This is a genomic window from Shewanella sp. WE21 (assembly GCF_002966515.1).
Taxonomy (GTDB): domain Bacteria; phylum Pseudomonadota; class Gammaproteobacteria; order Enterobacterales; family Shewanellaceae; genus Shewanella; species Shewanella oncorhynchi.
Map to the genome: position 1 here is coordinate 567,144 of NZ_CP023019.1, position 17,293 is coordinate 584,436.

A 17,293-nucleotide genomic window follows, 5' to 3' on the forward strand; every position below is an offset into this window, starting at 1 on the left:
ATCTATCAGCAAACCTCTAAAAGCGTTATGCCAGTGTGATGTCTTACTCTTGTTTGCACCTAGTTAATGATAAGCACTGATCAAAAGCACGAGCCCTAAGATTTATGCTCTTCTTGTTTCTCTTTTTCGATATTTGTAGCGCTTTGTGTTTGTGCTGCAGCTTGGGTTGAGTGATTGATCTCGACATTCGTCACCGTATCATCACCGACAATATGAGCGACTTTAAGTTTTCTCACCGTTCTGATAGTAATGATTGGGCCTGAAATCGCATATAAGTAAAAACCGACACATAAGATCAATGCAGGTTGAACTGACACCACCACAAATACACCGACGACCAGTAAGATCACGATAAAGTTAACCTTGCCACGCCAGTCAATTTCTTTAAAGGAGTGATAGCGGAAATTGCTGACCATCAGTAAACCGGTTGCCGCAGTCACAAGGGCTGCAATCCAACTGATATTTTTTCCATCGAGACTGTATTGATTACCAAGCCAAATGCTGCCAGCAATAACAGCGGCGGCGGCCGGACTTGCGAGTCCTTGAAAATAGCGCTTATCGGCAACGCCAACTTGTGTGTTAAACCGAGCGAGTCTTAATGCGGCACCAGCACAGTAAATAAATGCCGCTAGCCAGCCTATTTTACCTAAATCGGCTAGTGCCCAATTATAGGCAAGTAATGCTGGCGCCATCCCAAAGGACACCATATCTGCCATACTGTCGTACTCGGCCCCAAAATCACTTTGTGTATTGGTAAGCCTTGCAACTCGGCCATCAAGGCCATCACAGATCATGGCAATAAAAATGGCTATCGCAGCGGCTTCGAAGTTAGCGTTCATGGAGGCTATCACAGCATAGAAACCAGAAAATAATCCTGCTGTGGTAAAAAGATTGGGCAGTAAATAGATACCTTTATTCTTTACTGTTTGATTCGAAGAATTTTGCATACACTAATTACGCTAGTTCAGTGAAGAGAAGTTAGCTTTCAAGATAACATATTTTATTATCATGTCGATGAGAGACCAGTTAGGGATAATTTCGATGTTAAAAGTGAACATGTTCAGAACAATACTGTATCGATGGATCTGGCTCGGCCTTTTCATTGGCCCCGTTTCTGCGGGCGTTATCTATACTTGGGTCGACGAAAATGGGGTGACGCATTACAGCCAGCAAGCCCCACAACAAGAAAGCATCAAAACATCAAAACTCTACAGTGAGGATTTAGAGCAGGCGAAAGTCGGTTTTATCGCACCAGTAAAGAAAGCGGAAGTAACTTCTGAAGCCACTGAATTAGAAAAGTCAGCTGCGCTGATTAAAGAAAAAGACGCCAAACAGGCTAACTCCATTTGTGAGAGTGCAAAACACAATTTAGAAATACTCACTACGCATACTAAGCTTATCCGCCAAACTTCCGATTCGGGTGAATCTGTCGCTATGACTGAAGAAGATCGCCAAGCCTCGATTGCCCAGCAGCAGGAAAGAATCAAACTCTTCTGTGATAAGAAGTAGCCAAATTCACTATGCCACTACATTAATGAAGAACGATTAAGCTGATGCAATAAAAAAGGAGCCGAGTTAAAAACTAGGCTCCTTTCGTTTTAGTGCTTGAAGCGGAAGCGATACTGACTAAAACAGCTCTATCTCTTATTGCAAGATAGTTTATTTCAAGCTCGTTCATTCAAGAACGCTTATTTCAGTTCGCCTATTTAAACATATCCAACTTCAAGCTTGTGATTAACGTATCGCATTCAAACAACACACTAAGTTACTAGCTACTGGTCACAGGTTATTGCTCGAACACTAACTCGCCACCCGCACAACTGACCTTGATCGGTTTACCCGGTAACAAGTCACCACGCAGTAATTTCTGCGCCAGCGGGTTTTCGACTTCTTGCTGCAATGCCCGTTTCAACGGTCTTGCACCATACACAGGATCGAAACCAATTTCCGCAATCAGTGATAATGCGTCGTCGGTGATCTCCAATGTATAGTCCTTTTCAGCCAAACGTTGGCGTAAGGAAGCAATTTGTATCGAAGCAATACGCTTGATATTGGCAGCATCCAATGGATGGAACACCACAGATTCATCGATACGGTTTAAAAACTCGGGTCTGAAACTGTGAGTGACCACATTCATTACCGCCGCTTTCATCTCTGCATAGGTCACTTGACCAAATCCTTCTTGGATAATGTCGGAGCCTAAGTTCGAGGTCATGATGATCACTGTATTTCTAAAATCGACAGTACGACCTTGACCATCGGTTAAGCGTCCATCATCAAGCACTTGCAGTAAAATGTTAAACACATCGGGATGCGCTTTCTCGACTTCGTCGAGCAATATCACCGAATAAGGTTTACGACGAACGGCTTCCGTTAAGTAACCGCCCTCTTCATAACCTACGTATCCTGGAGGCGCCCCCACTAAACGCGATACTGAGTGTTTCTCCATAAACTCAGACATATCAATGCGCACTAAAGCCGATTCGGTATCAAATAAGAACCTCGCCAGTGATTTACACAGCTCAGTTTTACCTACACCCGTTGGGCCTAAGAACAGGAACGAACCAATCGGGCGATTTGGATCCGCCAGACCCGCGCGGCTACGACGAATCGCATTCGCGACCGCATCAACGGCTTCGTTTTGGCCGATCACTCGTTCATGCAGCGCCACTTCCATTTGCAGTAATTTTTCGCGCTCGCCTTCAAGCATTTTCGATACGGGTATTCCCGTCGCTTTCGACAATACTTCGGCGATTTCGAACTCAGTAACCTTGTTACGCAATAACGTCATGTCCTGCATTTCGGCTTGCGATGCCAAATCGAGCTGTTTTTCAAGTTCAGGAATACGACCGTATTGCAGCTCAGACATCCGAGTTAAATCACCCGCACGACGCGCCACTTCTAAGTCCATTCGAGCCTGTTCGAGATCGGCTTTTATGTGCTGAGTGCCCGCTAATGCGGCTTTTTCAGTACGCCAGATTTCGTTCAACTCTGAAGCTTTCGCTTCAACGTCACGTAATTCCTCTTGCAGATGGTCAAGCCTGCGACGACTCGCCTCATCATTTTCTTTGGCTAACGCTTGCTCCTCCAGTTTGAGCTGGATAGCACGACGTTCGAGCCTGTCGAGTGACTCAGGTTTTGAGTCCATCTGCATACGGATGCTCGATGCCGCTTCGTCGATCAAATCGATCGCTTTATCGGGTAACTTACGGTCCGACACATAACGGTGCGACATGGTCGCTGCCGCCACAATCGCCGGATCGGTAATTTCCACATGGTGATGCAGCTCGTAACGTTCTTTCAGTCCACGCAAAATAGCAATGGTGTCTTCAACGCTTGGCTCATCCACCAGCACTTTTTGGAAACGTCGTTCAAGCGCCGCATCTTTTTCAATATACTGACGATACTCATCGAGCGTGGTCGCACCCACACAGTGCAAGTCACCACGCGCTAACGCAGGTTTGAGCATGTTCCCCGCATCCATTGCGCCTTCACCTTTACCGGCGCCGACCATAGTATGCAGTTCGTCGATGAAGAGGATCACTTGACCTTCTTCCTGTGACAACTCATTAAGTACCGCTTTTAAACGTTCTTCGAACTCACCGCGATATTTAGCGCCCGCAATCAATGAGCCCATATCGAGGGATAAGACACGCTTATTTTTAATGCCTTCGGGGACTTCACCATTAACGATACGCTGGGCAAGTCCTTCAACAATCGCCGTTTTACCCACACCCGGTTCACCGATAAGGACGGGGTTGTTTTTACTGCGACGTTGTAACACTTGGATCGTACGGCGAATTTCATCGTCACGGCCGATAACAGGATCTAACTTGCCTTGTTCGGCTCGCTCGGTGAGATCGATAGTAAACTTCTTCAACGCTTGGCGTTGATCTTCAGCGTTCGGATCATCCACTTTTTGGCCGCCACGCATTTGTTCAATGGTTTGCTCCATCAACTCTTTGGTCGCGCCTGCTTTTTTCAACGCTTGCGCGAGGGCATCGGCACCTTCTAACGCAGCTAATACAAATAATTCGCTAGAGATATATTTATCTTTACGCTTTTGCGCCAATTTATCGCACAGATTTAATAAACGGATTAAACCTTGGGATAATTGTACATCGCCGCCAGTACCTTCAACTTGAGGTAAGCGTTCCAGCTCTTGACTCAAGAGCGATCGCAGCGCACTCACTCGAATGCCAGCTTGGGTCAATAAGGGATGGATTGAACCTGAATCTTGGTTCAACAATGCCATCATCAAATGCAGCGGTTCAATAAACTGATGATCACGCCCAAGTGCGAGTGACTGGGCATCAGAGATGGCAAGCTGAAATTTATTGGTCATACGATCGAGTCGCATACAGCCTCCTAACACTCATATAGTAGAGATATGCCAATCCACAAGACATCTTGCCAATTTAGTGGCTTTAAAATCAGTACCGCTAATGGAGAGATCTAAATAGGATTGGTATTACATTTCGTTAGTTAAAAGATGGGGGCTATTTAGCCAAATTCAAGCGAATAACGCGCAAATAAATACAAACTGTAGGGGAATTAGCTTAAGACTTAAGCCAGATCAATGAAGCCATGCGTCCCGTTACCTTATCGCGACGATAAGAGAAGTAATCCGTGTCGCTGACTGTGCAGATATCTGCGCTATAAATATGGTTTATCCCGAGTAAACTCAAGCGTAATTTAGCCAAGCCAATAATATCGGCAAGATACTTGTTACCACTTGGAATAAAACACGCTGCCGACTGCGGATGTAAAGTACAAAAGGCTTGCTGTACTTCAACACCGACTTCAAATTTTTGTGGACCAATAGCCGGGCCGAGGTAGGCAATCAACTCATCCATAGGTGAACTAAACTGCGCCGCGGTGGCCTCAATCACGCCATCACATAAACCACGCCAACCGGCATGGGCTGCAGCCACTTCGGTTCCCGCTTGATTACACAACAACACAGGTAAACAATCGGCAGTCATTATAGCGCAAACTAGGCTCGCGGTTCGGCTGTAACAGGCATCGGCAATCGGTGTATCCACAGCAGGAGCTAAGCTCAGCCCGTCTAAATTAAGCACATGAGTACCATGCACTTGCTCGAGCCAGACAGGCTCAGCGGTTAACGCTAATTGTTTGCAGAGTAATTCACGATTAGCCATCACCAGCTCAGGCGCATCACCGACGTGCAGTCCAAGATTCAAACTGTCATAGGGATGCACGCTCACACCGCCATGACGATTTGTCATAGCGATGCCAACATTAGCGGGAACAGGCCAATCGTGATAAAACACTTACAAATACTCGATCGGATGCTCGACGGTGTCTTGACGCAGTGCTTTCGTCAAAATCACCATGTCTTCAGGAATTGGCGCGTGCCAGCTCATGATTTCACAACTCACAGGGTGCGCTAATTCAAGACGCACAGCGTGCAGAGCTTGGCGCTTGAAGTTTTTCAGAATATCAAAAAACTCTGGGCTGGCCCATTTCGGCGGTTTTGGACGACCACCATACACAGGATCGCCCACTAATACGTGACCTATGTATTCCATGTGCACACGAATTTGGTGAGTACGACCAGATTCAAGGCGCAATCTTAGACGAGTGTGATTACGGAATTTTTCCGCCACACGATAATGCGTCACAGCTGGTTTACCTGAGTGATGCACCGCCATATGAGTACGTTTCGTTGGATGACGACCAATCGGCTCATCAACAGTACCGCCACCTGTCATAGTCCCCATCACAATCGCTTCGTATTCACGAGTGATTTCACGGGCCTGCAAGGCGGCAACTAAATGGGTTTGCGCTTCAACGGTTTTGGCTACAACCATTAAACCTGTAGTATCCTTGTCCAGACGGTGCACAATACCAGCACGTGGTACATGCTCAATATCGGGACAATGGTGCAATAGTGCATTCATCAAAGTGCCATCGGCATTGCCTGCACCAGGGTGAACCACGAGTCCCGCTTGCTTGTTGATCACAATAATGTCGTCATCTTCATAGACGATATCCAGATCAATGGCCTGTGCCGCTGCGTGAACTTCTTCTTCAAGAGTGGCATCTATGAGTATCTGTTGCAGCTCATAAACTTTCTCTCGGGGCTTATTAACGACAACGCCGTCAACATAAACTGCATCAGATAGGATCCATTCCTTGATGCGCGTGCGCGAGTAATCTGGGAACAACTCTGCTAGGGCCTGATCTAATCTCAGTCCAGTTTGTGTTGCCGAAATCTCGCTTTTTAGATTAATCTCTTGTGTCATAGGAACCGTATCCCCATTTAGGGGTCAAAAAATGTGTGCTATCTGTTACAATCGGATGTTTTCTATTTTATAGTGAAATGGAAAAATTCTTAACTACAACTTAAAAAGAATTGAATTCAAGTATGTATAAATTTTCCAAAGGCGTTACCTTAGTCCTATTTTCACTAGCGTTATCAGCCTGTAGCAGCAGCCCTGATGATAACGATATTGCCGCCAAAACGTCACCTGATGTACTTTATACTCAGGCAAGAACCTCTATGGAGCTTGGCAATTACTCTAAAGCTGTCCGTTCTTTGGAAGCGTTAGACTCACGCTTCCCCTTCGGACCTCACAAAACTCAAGTCCAGTTAGACCTGATATATGCTTACTATAAAATGGACGATGTCGCTTCTGGTATTGCGAACATAGACAGATTTATCCGTCTTAATCCAACTCATCCAGATGTAGACTATGTGTTCTATATGCGCGGTTTAGTGAACATGCAAGCCGACAATTACATGTTCCACGACATGCTTAATATCGACCGAACCGACCGTGACCCTAAAAATGCTCAAGATGCTTTCAAAGATTTTGATCGTCTTATCAAAACCTACCCTAACAGCAAATATGCCGCTGATGCGCAAAAACGCATGTTAGCGTTGAAGAATCGCTTAGCAAAATATTCAATTCAAGTTGCCGAGTATTATCTCAAGATGAATGCATGGAGCGCCGCAGCAATCCGAGCACAATCTGTAATGGAAACATACCCTGGCACCCCTTCAAATGAACGGGCATTAGAGATAATGATAGAAGCTTATGGCGAATTAGGTCAGAGCAAGCTGAAGCAAAACGTGCTCATGGTAATGCAAGCTAACTTCCCAAACAATGAAATCTTATCAAACTAACCGAGAATGCCCCTTTAATAGGGGCATTTTTTTGCTTGGTGACCCTAGATAAGCCATAAATAGATAACGCTAAGTTCTCAGTGTGGATAGTGGTTTGGCTATTTTTACATCCTCAATACCAGCACAAATGACACTTTCGTGTAAATCTTATCCAACTGAGTCACTTTTTCCGTTATTTAGTAAAAATCTATTGACTCAAAACCCGAAAAGCCTTTAAATTGCGCCCGTCGCCCGAATAGCTCAGTCGGTAGAGCAGAGGATTGAAAATCCTCGTGTCCCTGGTTCGATTCCGGGTTCGGGCACCATCTTTAAATGGGTTGCGATAGCGACTTATGTTAGAGAACTGCTATAGGTACAGTGCAGGTGTGGTGGAATTGGTAGACACGCCAGCTTCAGGTGCTGGTGCTCGCAAGGGCGCGGAGGTTCAAGTCCTCTCACCTGTACCAAATTGCAGTTCAAAAGTTAAGATTCACAGTGTTAAGATTGTCAATTCGATGAAATATCGAATAGCCATGCAGATGTGGTGGAATTGGTAGACACGCCAGCTTCAGGTGCTGGTGCTCGCAAGGGCGTGGAGGTTCAAGTCCTCTCATCTGTACCAACATTTAAACCTCGCCAAGCGAGGTTTTTTTGTATCTAAAGCAAAATAAATTTTCTGTAACTCTCCCCTCTTTCCTCAGATTTGCTATACCTATTGTTACAGACTCATCATAGGGATAGATAGAGTTCTGCCTAAAGGACTCTTTAGTTCACTGAGGCTATCCATATGAACGGTCTACAAATAAAACAAAAAATGTTTATCGGCATTCTGGTTCCCCTTGTAATGCTAATGACGATTGGTTTTCTCGCCATTAATATGATGGGTAAAATTGAATCGGGTGTTGAACGTATCTATGGCGATAGAGTTGTGCCACTAGACGATTTAAAAGTGATTGCAGATAAGTACGCGGTCGATGTTATCGATGCGGTCAATAAGGCGAACGCGGGTGGTTTCACCGCCTCTCAAGCAGCTGAAGCGCTAGACAGTGCCAAATCTACCATTACCCAGCATTGGCAAAAATACTTAGCCACTGAACTTACCTCAGAAGAATCCCGACTCGTAAAACAAGCCGAAGTGCTGTTCTCACCCGCGAATCAACAGATTGACACTCTGGTCTCACGCTTAAGAGGATTAAATGGTGATGTATCAAGCCAATTATCGGCCAATATCCTGCCGCTTTACCAAGTAATAGACCCCATCAGTAACCAAATATCTGAACTGATTGCACTGCAAATTCGCGTGGCAGGCGAAGAAAAAGATCGTGTGAATGCCATTTACCAATCTTCAATCACTATTTTTGTAGCATTAGCCTGTGCCGCCATGATTATCAGTATTGTGATTGGGCTCTGGGTCAATCGCAGCGTGATGAATCCTATTAATGACATTCTCAGTAAACTGAAGCTGATCCATCAAGACTCTGATCTTACCGTCAAATTCACTACTTTTAATCACGATGAGCTAGGACAAATATCCACTAGCCTCACCCAAGTTATTGAACACTTGCGGGGCATTCTTCATTCGATTGCCGAAGCGGCAAACACCGTTAATAGTTCAGCAAATGAGTTAAGTAGCTTCACGCAGGCAACCAATAAACGTATGCAACAGCAGCAAGCCGAAACGGAGCAAACAGCAACGGCCATGAATGAGATGACGGCAACGGTCGCAGAAGTCGCCCAAAGCGCATCTGCGGCGGCAGATTCAGCCAAAGATGCCGATACCTATGCAGCCAATGGTAATAATATTGTGATGCAATCGATTAGCAGTATGTCGCAATTATCTGATCAAATTCAAAAAACGGCACAAGTCATTGGATTTCTGTCTAATGAAAGCCAAAATATCGGCCGTGTACTCGATGTGATAAAAAGCATTGCCGAGCAAACCAATCTATTGGCATTAAATGCCGCCATTGAAGCGGCCCGTGCGGGAGAACAAGGCCGCGGCTTTGCAGTCGTTGCGGATGAAGTGCGGACCCTTGCGCAGCGCACCCAAAAGTCTACCCAAGAAATTGAGGCCATGATTGCCACACTACAACAAGGCGTTAAAGAAGCAGTTAACGCTATGGAAATTGGTATAAATCAAGTAGATGATGCTAATGATAAAGCCAATCAAGCAGGCCAAGCATTGAAAGAAATCGTCTCCTCAGTAGACAGCATCACAGAACTTAATACTCATATTGCGACCGCTGCCGAAGAACAAAGTAGCGTTGCCGAAAGCATTAATCGCAGTATTATTGCCATCAGCGATATTGCCGAACATTCCACCGCATCGGCGGCTGAATTAAGTGAATCTGTGGTTAATTTAACTAGACTCGCCAACAGCATGCGCAATCAAGTGAGTGCATTTAAACTCTAAGCCAAAAAACCACACTATGACTGCAATAAGCTTTGCTGTTGCAGTCAACCTCCTTTACACCATCTGTAATACATTGAAATCATATATTTATTTACCATCATCCTATCTCGTACCCGCTTTGATAAAGCACTTCAAATGACCTTAATCACGCTTATCGGTAGCACGAATTGCGATCATCACTATTGATCCAAATCAAATAGATCTTTAAACTTATTTAACATTCATAATATTTGCACGTTAAGGATTTTTTATGTTGGACAGCCGTACAATCCAAGTTATCAAGAGCACTATCCCCTTACTCGAATCCGCAGGCCCTGCACTGACGACCCATTTTTATGAACGTATGTTCAAACATAATCCTGAACTAAAAGATGTATTTAACTTGGCACACCAGCATTCTGGTGGCCAGCCTGTTGCCCTGTTCAACGCCGTCGCGGCTTATGCTAAAAATATTGAAAACTTAGCGGTGCTAAGTTCGACTGTCGAGCGCATTGCCCAAAAACATACAGGCTTTCTGATCAAGCCTGAGCAATATGCGATCGTCGGCAGCCACTTATTGGCCACCCTTAAAGAGTTAGGTGGTGATGCAGTAACAGAAGAAGTATTAGAAGCTTGGGCGCAGGCCTATGGATTTTTAGCAGATATCTTTATTCAACGAGAAGCTCAAATTTATCAGGCACATGCAGAACAAGATGGCGGTTGGTTGGGTGAGCGTCAGTTTATCATTAGCGCGAAAAAGACTGAGTCCACAGTCATTACCTCCTTCATATTGACGCCCGAAGATGGTAAGCCAGTTAAAGATTTCATTCCTGGTCAGTATTTAAGTTTAAAACTAAAACATCCCAATTTAGCATATGAAGAAATCCGCCAATATTCCCTATCCGATGCACCGAATGGCAACAGCTACCGCATCAGTGTGAAACGTGAATTAGGTGGCCAAGTGTCTAATCTGCTACACGATACCATGCATATCGGTGACAAAATTGCAGTTATGCCGCCGGCGGGAGATTTTATCTCAGAAGTTGGGGCGGACATCCCCGTAGTGCTCATTTCGGCAGGAGTGGGTCAAACACCGATGAAAAGCATGTTGAATCAATTGATCAAGTTGCAACATCCAAGTGCTATTACTTGGCTACATGCCTGTGAGCAAGGTGATGTACATGGTTTCAAACAGGCTATTCACACCAAGCGCCAGCAACATCATAATCTGAAGAGCCATGTTTGGTATCGCAAGCCGAGTTCAACCGATGTGGTAGGTACAGATTATGATTTCGAAGGACAAATGGAATTAAGCAAAGTCGCAGATCAACTGCTTCCCCATGCACGTTACTATTTCTGCGGACCTATTGGATTCATGTCAGCCATCAAGCAACAATTACTCGCTCTGGGTGTATCAGCTGAAAACATGCACTATGAAGTATTCGGCCCCCACGCCGATCTCTAATCCCATGTCACGGGCTTGGGACACTTGACTCTCAAGTCCATTTTTATATTTAGAATCCGCAGAATAATGGCTCATAAATTGAAGTGCCTATGTCTCTAAGCTACCGGTTTACAGCGGATAGAAGCCACTTCTGCGGCAGTCAGCACACGACTTTCGCCCGACGCCAGAGCTTCATCCAACACAATATCACCTATTGATAATCTATGTAGACCAACAACTGGGTTTCGAAAGCGGCCAAACATCCGCTTAATTTGATGGTACTTACCTTCCTTTAAAGTCACTTCAGCAACATGATCAGCAAGGATCACCAATTTAGCGGGCTGAGTCATTATATCTTCAAAGCTGAAATACATACCTTCGGCAAATGCGGCGATATATTCTTCAGTTAATGGATTAGCTAAGGTGACGCGATACACTTTATCGACCTTATGCGTCGGTGACATTAGTGCATCAGACCAGCGGCTGTCATTGGTCAGTAATAATAAACCCGAAGAATTTAAATCTAGTCTACCCGCGATATGTAACTCATCACGGGCTTCGCAATCGAGCAAATCAATCACAGTTTTATGCTGAGTATCTTTAGTCGCGCTCACCACGCCAATCGGCTTATGCAACATCAAATAAACCGGCGTGTTGGCTTGTAATATTTGCCCATCGAGTTGGATGTGAGAAAACTCATCCACTTGCCTATCCATGTCCTTCACGATCAATCCATCGACACGAACTCGGCCCAAGAGTAACAATTCACGCACCGCTTTACGGTGAGTGTGTAACTGGGTACAAAGATAACGATCGAGTCGGCCGCGCTTAGACTGCATAACACCACAAATGACGAAATATGAATGGGATAGCCATTCTAGCAGGATGCGAGTTCAGGTCATAGCGAGCCAATACTGTAAGCATCACAGAGGTTATTTAGAGCAAAATTAGATCAAACTAGGCAAAATTTGTTAAGCTAGGCGTTCAATTCATCTTATTGTGAGTGGTTACCGCATCAAAAACTTATCTGCAAGTCCCGTTATGATACGTTCGAACCTGCTATTTTTAGTCTTGTTTTTAGTGATACTCGCGAGCTCATTCTTCACTCAAGCGAGCGATGCAGAAAATCCCCCTGAAGCGCCTCAACCTTTCGCCATCCATGATAAACCGCTGATAGAGCGCTACGTCTTCGATGAACTCAAATCCCTCAGATACGATCAACAGGATCTTGAGCGGCGCCTCACCATAGATATCACAGATCGCGAACTGGCCGTTGCCGACAAGTCGATGAATTACGCCAATGTCACTGTCACTTACTTCTTTTATATGATCGCCGGCGTCGCCTCTTTAGTCGCCTTTATCGGCTGGCAATCCCTGCGGGAAATCAAGACACATACCGCCAAACTGGCCGCGAATCAGCTGCAGAGTATTGCCGAACAATACGAAGAAAAGTTCAAATTACTCGAGCAAGAACTCAAACATAAGAGTCGTACTATCACAGACAATAATCGTGAAATAGAAGTGATTAATGAAATTCATAATCTGTGGCTACGCGCCCAAAGTGCCCAGACACCCGAACAAAAAATTGAAGTCTACGATGAAATCCTCACGATTCGACCAGGAGACTTGGAAGCACTGACCTACAAGGCCGATGCAGCAATGGAAATGCGCGAATTTAATTGGGCACAAAGCCTATGTAATCGTGTTTTGGAGGTTGACCCGACTAACGCCCATGCTTTTTATCAAAGAGCCTGCGCCTTTGCGTGTTTAGGTGTTGAAGATAGAGCAATTTCTGATTTGGAACGCGCCATCCATAACAGCGCATCCTTCAAAGAGCTAGCGTTGGATGAAGCTGATTTCTCACAACTTAAAGGGCATCCTCGTTTCGAAACCTTATTGGCCTATCACGAACCTGATAAGCCCTAAGCTCCGAGGTTTAAGCCCAGAACGAATGCTTAATATATAGCGTTAGCGTTCAGTGACGTTTTATCCCACAGATAAAACGCCTCAAGCAAACAACTTAAGTGCACTACTAGGCTATCGCCGCAACTTTAATTGCCTCAATCTTATATGCACAGCGGCGAGCACCTTCGATGATATGCTCTTCGCGGCTCACTAAGGCGATATCAGCGAATAACTGCTGGAAAAGTTGCAACTCAGAGCGGCAAAAGTTCAAACACTTAGTCGCTGCGGCGCAGATAGGACAATGATTTTCTAGTAAAAAATACACGCCATCGATGTATTCCATGGTCGCCATATAACCTTCGTTCGAGCGTAATTTCGCAAGTATGGCCAAACGTGTCGGAATATCAGTAGCACCTTCCATTGCCGCACGATATTGGACTAACGCACTTTGCTCCCTGTGACCGATAAGCTTATCCAAGCCTTGGTCGCCAAAGATCATTTTTACCGAGTCAATCAGTTGTACCGTCAATTCCTCATGGCGATCGGCAAAGTGAGTACGGCTTTGTTCAGTCAATCCCCAGTAACGTGTTGGGCGACCACGACCTTCAACTCGATCCTCAATATCCACATCACCCATATCTTCCAAAGCCTGAAGATGTTGACGTACCCCCATAGTTGTTAACGCCAATTCCTCCGCTAAGGTTTTTGCGGTAAGCGGGCCATGCAACTTGAGTAATTGAATAATCTTATCAGTAGTTTTCATTGAGTCTCCCCGATTTCAGCCGAAGTATTATCTCCCAATCTCCGCAGCTTTAACAGATTAAATAAACTTTTTTATTTACTTTATCCTTTACAAGATTAAGTAAAGCAATTACCTTACAAATAATTTATAAACAAATAGGTTTACTTAATGAAGTTACTCATCATCAGCACCAGCCAAAGACCCGATTCACAAAGTGCTAAAGTCGGTCGTTATATCGCGGAAAGCAGTTTCTCATCTCCCCACAACATGGGTTACGACACGATACATCACTTAGAACTATGCCTGTTTAATCTGCCCTTTTGGGACGGAGAAGAAGACAACAAAGGTGAACACTGGCCCGAAATAGAGCACAGAGTCGATGAAGCCGATGCGCTAGTGCTAATCACCCCGGAATGGGGCGGCATGGCATCACCATTACTGAAGAACTTTTTGTTGATGTGTACTCGTGAAGAAACCGCCCATAAACCCGCCTTATTAGTCTCAATATCGGACGGTATTAGCGGTACCTATCCTATCGTTGAAGTAAAGATGAATGCCCTTAAAAACAATAAATTAGTGCCCATACCCGATCACTTAATCATCCGCAATGTCAGCCATGTACTCAATGCAATCCCTGAGAGTGTCCGCGATATCGCGCTTAGGGAAAGAGTGCAATACAGCTTATATATGCTGCATCAATACGCCCAAGCATTAGCCCCCATTCGTGAACAACATGCCAATCAAGCGTACCCAAAACAGCAGGAATACTGTTACGGTATGTAAGCGGCTTGAGATTTTAACCACCAGCAACAGACTAAAATCATTACAAGGAACGCATTATGATTCATTTAGAGCATATCAATTTAGTGGTAGACGACATCCCCGCAGCACTGCGCTTTTATCAAGCGGCTTTTCCCCATTGGCGTGTTCGCGGTGGTGATAAAGGCACTTGGTACGGCAAACCGCGTAATTGGATTCATTTTGGCGATGATTATCAATACATTGCTTTTAGTGACAATGGTGAAGGTGAAAACCGCGATTTGGCTGGTCATCAAATTGGACTGGCGCATTTTGCCTTTGTGACCGACAACTTAGATGCTGTGATAGCAAGACTGACCCAAGCAGGTTTTCCTATTGCCAAAGATGGCATGGAAGATCCCTATCGACGCAATATTTACTTCTTCGATGCCCATGGCTTTGAAGTGGAATTTGTGGAGTATTTAACTGATATTCCAAAGGAACGAAATCGCTATTAGTGCCATTTGCTATTAGCGTAAATCGGTTATTAGCGAGAAGTTGCCAGCAGCTGCTAACCGCGCGAATTGGACTGAGTGTTAGGTGCTAGGTGCTAGGTGCTAGACACTATTCGCTTCGCTCGGATTGTTGCTGCGCCACTATGGCCGAATCCTTATGGGCATAAAAGTGGAGTCTAAACTGAGTATCTTCAGTCAGTAGCTCCACTTTATGCCAATATTCAGGATGTGATATGGCGGTTTCACCTGCGCGAATAATAACTTCTTTATCTAATTCGCCCCTGCTACCCGTATAGCCATAAAACTTTAAGCTGCCCGTTAACACTTGGATCTGCCCATACACGCCAGCCTTAGTATTGTGCATGTGCAGCAACATTTTAGGGACGTTGTCATGGTTGAAAACCGGCGTTGATTTGTAATTTACAAAATCTTTGGGGACTAAGGCCATGATGTTTTGCACTCCTTGTGTCAAATCACGAAAATCGAGTAATGCTTACGGCAAGACTAATATAGCCGTTGCCGTATTTCTGTCCAACTCATATCTTGACCTGTATTAACGAGCGGGTTTGAACGTCGAATTTGAAAACACCAAAGTGCTCATTCATGCTTGCAATAGCAAGGTTAGTTACTTTCATCACTGTAATCGCTACACTAACCCGCATTAAGTGCCACCTCAATTAGATGACATGATGCCAACGCCCTATTCATATTCCACAACGTATATTTTAGATAAAGCCCATTTCGATGAATGCTATACGCAATCAGTGGTACCAGATCCCACGCTCAAACCTTACTACAAAGCCATTGGATTAACCCTGATAGGTATCGCGCTTATTTTCACCGATATTAGCCTTTATTTAGCTTACTTTTTTGTTGGGTTAGGTGTTATCGAAGCGCTAAATGTGAAGTATCACAAAGCATGGTGGTTGATGCGTCAGATGATGAGTAAAGCGGCCAGCAATGAGGTCACACTCACTATTGATGAGCAAGGGATTCATACTCAATCTATGTCTGTGACCAGCCAAATTTTATGGACCGACATTTACCGGATTAAAGAAACTGAAAAAGGCTTCTTGATCACCCACAAAGCAGGCACGAGTTATGTTTCTCTCCGTAGCTTAGATGAAGCAGCTGTGGCCTATATTAAAACTAAAATGTAATACAGCTAAAAACACCCATAAAAAAGGCTGATCTTCATCAGCCTTTTTTACAACTCTGCATTGCTGAATCGTTACTTTTCAATTCACCAACCGGTAAAATCGTACGGCCATACTCATTATTAAGCACCTGCGCCATCGCAAAATAAATCGCACTCGCACCGCAAAGTATCCCTTCAAAGCCCGCAATAGTGCCAATCAAGGCGCTACCCGTAAAATCACGCGCCGCCAGCAGAAAAAATAAGATAGTTAAAGAAGCAAACACAAACTGTTTGGCTCTTGGATAACGCAAAGAACCCACAAACATAAATGCCGTGAATATGCCCCAAAGCGTTAAATACCAGCCCATAAAATACGTTGGACTCGCCGCAATGCCAGCATTAGGCATTAAAATGAGGCCCACTAGCGTTAACCAAAACAAACCGTATGAAGTAAATGCCGTCGTACCGAAAGTATCGCCGCGCATGAAACACATAATCCCCACAATCACTTGACCAATGCCGCCGTAAAAAATCCCCATGGCTAAGATCATAGAATCAATAGGGAAATATCCCGCATTATGAATGTTTAACAAAATTGTTGTCATACCAAAGCCCATTAAACCTAATGGCGCTGGATTAGCCAGTTTTGTAGACACAGAGTTCCCCTAGAGAAAAATCAATAATTCAATAAAAATCAATAGCATTTGCCATTAATCTTATGCACGCGCACCTGCGAGAGCGGCGCATTCTAGAGGATAGCTATAATCTTAGCAATGTAATCATCAAAAACAAACGAACACATAAAAATAAACAATAAAAACATAAAGTTAAAATAATAAACTGTATAATAAAATTTAAACTAAAAAACACATAAAAATTAATTCTTTTTAATTCAATATTCTAGAAAAAAACGGCCTACAACATGCGTCATATCTCATTTTATATGACTTCTTATAACTACCGCATAATTCAGTTAACAGCGGCGATTAAACCTTCATTAAAAATCGACCATAAACAGTGATAATAATGCACTTTATCGCAAATAAGCCGTTAAAGTGATGTAAGCGGCACTTTTGAAAGAAATCCAAGTTCTACTGTACGCACAATTAAGCGCATAAGTTAAGCGCATAAGTTTAGTGCAGAGTTTCATCAATTAATTTCAAACACAAGTTCAGAAGAGCCAACTTAGCACGCATAAGTTCAGAGGGAGGGTTGTGAACCAATCTAAAGCAGCCAAAAGGCTGCTAAGAATGAATCAAACTAGAGCAAATAAAGTACACTTATCCA

The 17,293-nt window shown here is 44.3% G+C and carries 16 protein-coding genes and 3 tRNA genes; 11 read left to right on the forward strand and 8 right to left on the reverse strand.

Going from position 1 to position 17,293, the window contains the following annotated elements; genetic code table 11:
* Nucleotides 1-95: 95 nt before the first annotated feature.
* On the reverse strand, nucleotides 96-947 hold the full coding sequence (gene pssA / locus CKQ84_RS02335) for a CDP-diacylglycerol--serine O-phosphatidyltransferase (protein ID WP_105249962.1): 852 nt from the start codon (nucleotides 945-947) through the stop codon (nucleotides 96-98).
* A gap of 94 nt (nucleotides 948-1,041) precedes the next feature.
* On the opposite strand from pssA, the gene CKQ84_RS02340 reads away from it, so the two are divergent.
* Complete coding sequence (locus CKQ84_RS02340; protein WP_105249963.1) at nucleotides 1,042-1,509, forward strand: DUF4124 domain-containing protein; 468 nt, start codon at nucleotides 1,042-1,044, stop codon at nucleotides 1,507-1,509.
* A 277-nt stretch (nucleotides 1,510-1,786) separates the two neighbouring features.
* Here CKQ84_RS02340 and clpB read toward each other — a convergent pair whose 3' ends face one another.
* From clpB to rluD, 3 genes are all read right to left on the reverse strand, one after another.
* On the reverse strand, nucleotides 1,787-4,360 hold the full coding sequence (clpB, locus tag CKQ84_RS02345) for an ATP-dependent chaperone ClpB (RefSeq protein WP_105249964.1): 2,574 nt from the start codon (nucleotides 4,358-4,360) through the stop codon (nucleotides 1,787-1,789).
* Between the two features lie 199 nt (nucleotides 4,361-4,559).
* A complete protein-coding gene (gene pgeF, locus CKQ84_RS02350) occupies nucleotides 4,560-5,294 on the reverse strand; it encodes a peptidoglycan editing factor PgeF (RefSeq protein ID WP_105249965.1) in 735 nt (244 codons plus the stop codon).
* Nucleotides 5,295-6,269 (reverse strand): 23S rRNA pseudouridine(1911/1915/1917) synthase RluD, encoded by a 975-nt coding sequence (gene rluD / locus CKQ84_RS02355; protein WP_105249966.1) that lies wholly within the window; start codon nucleotides 6,267-6,269, stop codon nucleotides 5,295-5,297. It lies immediately after the preceding gene.
* Between the two features lie 122 nt (nucleotides 6,270-6,391).
* On the opposite strand from rluD, the gene CKQ84_RS02360 reads away from it, so the two are divergent.
* The 6 genes from CKQ84_RS02360 to hmpA all read left to right on the forward strand — a co-directional run bounded on the left by CKQ84_RS02360 (nucleotide 6,392) and on the right by hmpA (nucleotide 10,989).
* Nucleotides 6,392-7,153 (forward strand): outer membrane protein assembly factor BamD, encoded by a 762-nt coding sequence (locus CKQ84_RS02360; RefSeq protein WP_105249967.1) that lies wholly within the window; start codon nucleotides 6,392-6,394, stop codon nucleotides 7,151-7,153.
* 229 nt (nucleotides 7,154-7,382) lie between these two features.
* Nucleotides 7,383-7,458: transfer RNA gene (locus CKQ84_RS02365), tRNA-Phe, on the forward strand.
* 54 nt (nucleotides 7,459-7,512) lie between these two features.
* Nucleotides 7,513-7,599: transfer RNA gene (locus tag CKQ84_RS02370), tRNA-Leu, on the forward strand.
* A gap of 68 nt (nucleotides 7,600-7,667) precedes the next feature.
* Nucleotides 7,668-7,754, forward strand: a tRNA-Leu gene (locus CKQ84_RS02375).
* A 165-nt stretch (nucleotides 7,755-7,919) separates the two neighbouring features.
* Complete coding sequence (locus CKQ84_RS02380) at nucleotides 7,920-9,545, forward strand: methyl-accepting chemotaxis protein (protein ID WP_105249968.1); 1,626 nt, start codon at nucleotides 7,920-7,922, stop codon at nucleotides 9,543-9,545.
* A gap of 250 nt (nucleotides 9,546-9,795) precedes the next feature.
* Nucleotides 9,796-10,989 (forward strand): NO-inducible flavohemoprotein, encoded by a 1,194-nt coding sequence (hmpA, locus tag CKQ84_RS02385; protein ID WP_105249969.1) that lies wholly within the window; start codon nucleotides 9,796-9,798, stop codon nucleotides 10,987-10,989.
* A gap of 95 nt (nucleotides 10,990-11,084) precedes the next feature.
* On the opposite strand, the gene CKQ84_RS02390 is transcribed toward hmpA, so the two are convergent.
* Nucleotides 11,085-11,807, reverse strand: a complete 723-nt coding sequence (locus CKQ84_RS02390; protein ID WP_105249970.1) for a pseudouridine synthase — start codon at nucleotides 11,805-11,807, stop codon at nucleotides 11,085-11,087.
* Between the two features lie 160 nt (nucleotides 11,808-11,967).
* On the opposite strand from CKQ84_RS02390, the gene CKQ84_RS02395 reads away from it, so the two are divergent.
* The gene (locus CKQ84_RS02395) at nucleotides 11,968-12,894 is read left to right on the forward strand and encodes a hypothetical protein (RefSeq protein WP_105249971.1); all 927 of its coding nucleotides are present in this window, start codon (nucleotides 11,968-11,970) and stop codon (nucleotides 12,892-12,894) included.
* A 106-nt stretch (nucleotides 12,895-13,000) separates the two neighbouring features.
* Here CKQ84_RS02395 and CKQ84_RS02400 read toward each other — a convergent pair whose 3' ends face one another.
* Nucleotides 13,001-13,636, reverse strand: a complete 636-nt coding sequence (locus CKQ84_RS02400; protein WP_105249972.1) for a metalloregulator ArsR/SmtB family transcription factor — start codon at nucleotides 13,634-13,636, stop codon at nucleotides 13,001-13,003.
* Nucleotides 13,637-13,783: 147 nt separating this feature from the next.
* Here CKQ84_RS02400 and CKQ84_RS02405 point away from each other — a divergent pair, with 147 nt between their 5' ends.
* Both CKQ84_RS02405 and CKQ84_RS02410 read left to right on the forward strand, forming a co-directional pair.
* On the forward strand, nucleotides 13,784-14,398 hold the full coding sequence (locus CKQ84_RS02405) for an NADPH-dependent FMN reductase (RefSeq protein WP_105249973.1): 615 nt from the start codon (nucleotides 13,784-13,786) through the stop codon (nucleotides 14,396-14,398).
* Nucleotides 14,399-14,454: 56 nt separating this feature from the next.
* Nucleotides 14,455-14,871: a VOC family protein gene (locus CKQ84_RS02410; protein ID WP_105249974.1), complete on the forward strand. Its 417-nt coding sequence runs from the start codon at nucleotides 14,455-14,457 to the stop codon at nucleotides 14,869-14,871.
* 106 nt (nucleotides 14,872-14,977) lie between these two features.
* Here the strand turns inward: CKQ84_RS02410 and CKQ84_RS02415 are convergent, their stop codons facing one another.
* A complete protein-coding gene (locus tag CKQ84_RS02415; RefSeq protein WP_028759263.1) occupies nucleotides 14,978-15,316 on the reverse strand; it encodes a DUF1971 domain-containing protein in 339 nt (112 codons plus the stop codon).
* A 241-nt stretch (nucleotides 15,317-15,557) separates the two neighbouring features.
* On the opposite strand from CKQ84_RS02415, the gene CKQ84_RS02420 reads away from it, so the two are divergent.
* Nucleotides 15,558-16,028, forward strand: a complete 471-nt coding sequence (locus CKQ84_RS02420; RefSeq protein ID WP_105249975.1) for a YcxB family protein — start codon at nucleotides 15,558-15,560, stop codon at nucleotides 16,026-16,028.
* Between the two features lie 37 nt (nucleotides 16,029-16,065).
* Here CKQ84_RS02420 and CKQ84_RS02425 read toward each other — a convergent pair whose 3' ends face one another.
* Complete coding sequence (locus CKQ84_RS02425; protein ID WP_105249976.1) at nucleotides 16,066-16,662, reverse strand: GPR1/FUN34/YaaH family transporter; 597 nt, start codon at nucleotides 16,660-16,662, stop codon at nucleotides 16,066-16,068.
* Between the last annotated feature and the right edge of the window lie 631 nt (nucleotides 16,663-17,293).

Coding starts and splice junctions, on each gene's coding strand:
- pssA (WP_105249962.1), bottom strand. CDS start 947: ATGCAAAATTCTTCGAATCAAACAGTAAAGAATAAAGGTATCTATTTA.
- CKQ84_RS02340 (WP_105249963.1), top strand. CDS start 1,042: ATGTTAAAAGTGAACATGTTCAGAACAATACTGTATCGATGGATCTGG.
- clpB (WP_105249964.1), bottom strand. CDS start 4,360: ATGCGACTCGATCGTATGACCAATAAATTTCAGCTTGCCATCTCTGAT.
- rluD (WP_105249966.1), bottom strand. CDS start 6,269: ATGACACAAGAGATTAATCTAAAAAGCGAGATTTCGGCAACACAAACT.
- CKQ84_RS02360 (WP_105249967.1), top strand. CDS start 6,392: ATGTATAAATTTTCCAAAGGCGTTACCTTAGTCCTATTTTCACTAGCG.
- CKQ84_RS02380 (WP_105249968.1), top strand. CDS start 7,920: ATGAACGGTCTACAAATAAAACAAAAAATGTTTATCGGCATTCTGGTT.
- hmpA (WP_105249969.1), top strand. CDS start 9,796: ATGTTGGACAGCCGTACAATCCAAGTTATCAAGAGCACTATCCCCTTA.
- CKQ84_RS02390 (WP_105249970.1), bottom strand. CDS start 11,807: ATGCAGTCTAAGCGCGGCCGACTCGATCGTTATCTTTGTACCCAGTTA.
- CKQ84_RS02400 (WP_105249972.1), bottom strand. CDS start 13,636: ATGAAAACTACTGATAAGATTATTCAATTACTCAAGTTGCATGGCCCG.
- CKQ84_RS02405 (WP_105249973.1), top strand. CDS start 13,784: ATGAAGTTACTCATCATCAGCACCAGCCAAAGACCCGATTCACAAAGT.
- CKQ84_RS02410 (WP_105249974.1), top strand. CDS start 14,455: ATGATTCATTTAGAGCATATCAATTTAGTGGTAGACGACATCCCCGCA.
- CKQ84_RS02415 (WP_028759263.1), bottom strand. CDS start 15,316: ATGGCCTTAGTCCCCAAAGATTTTGTAAATTACAAATCAACGCCGGTT.
- CKQ84_RS02420 (WP_105249975.1), top strand. CDS start 15,558: ATGCCAACGCCCTATTCATATTCCACAACGTATATTTTAGATAAAGCC.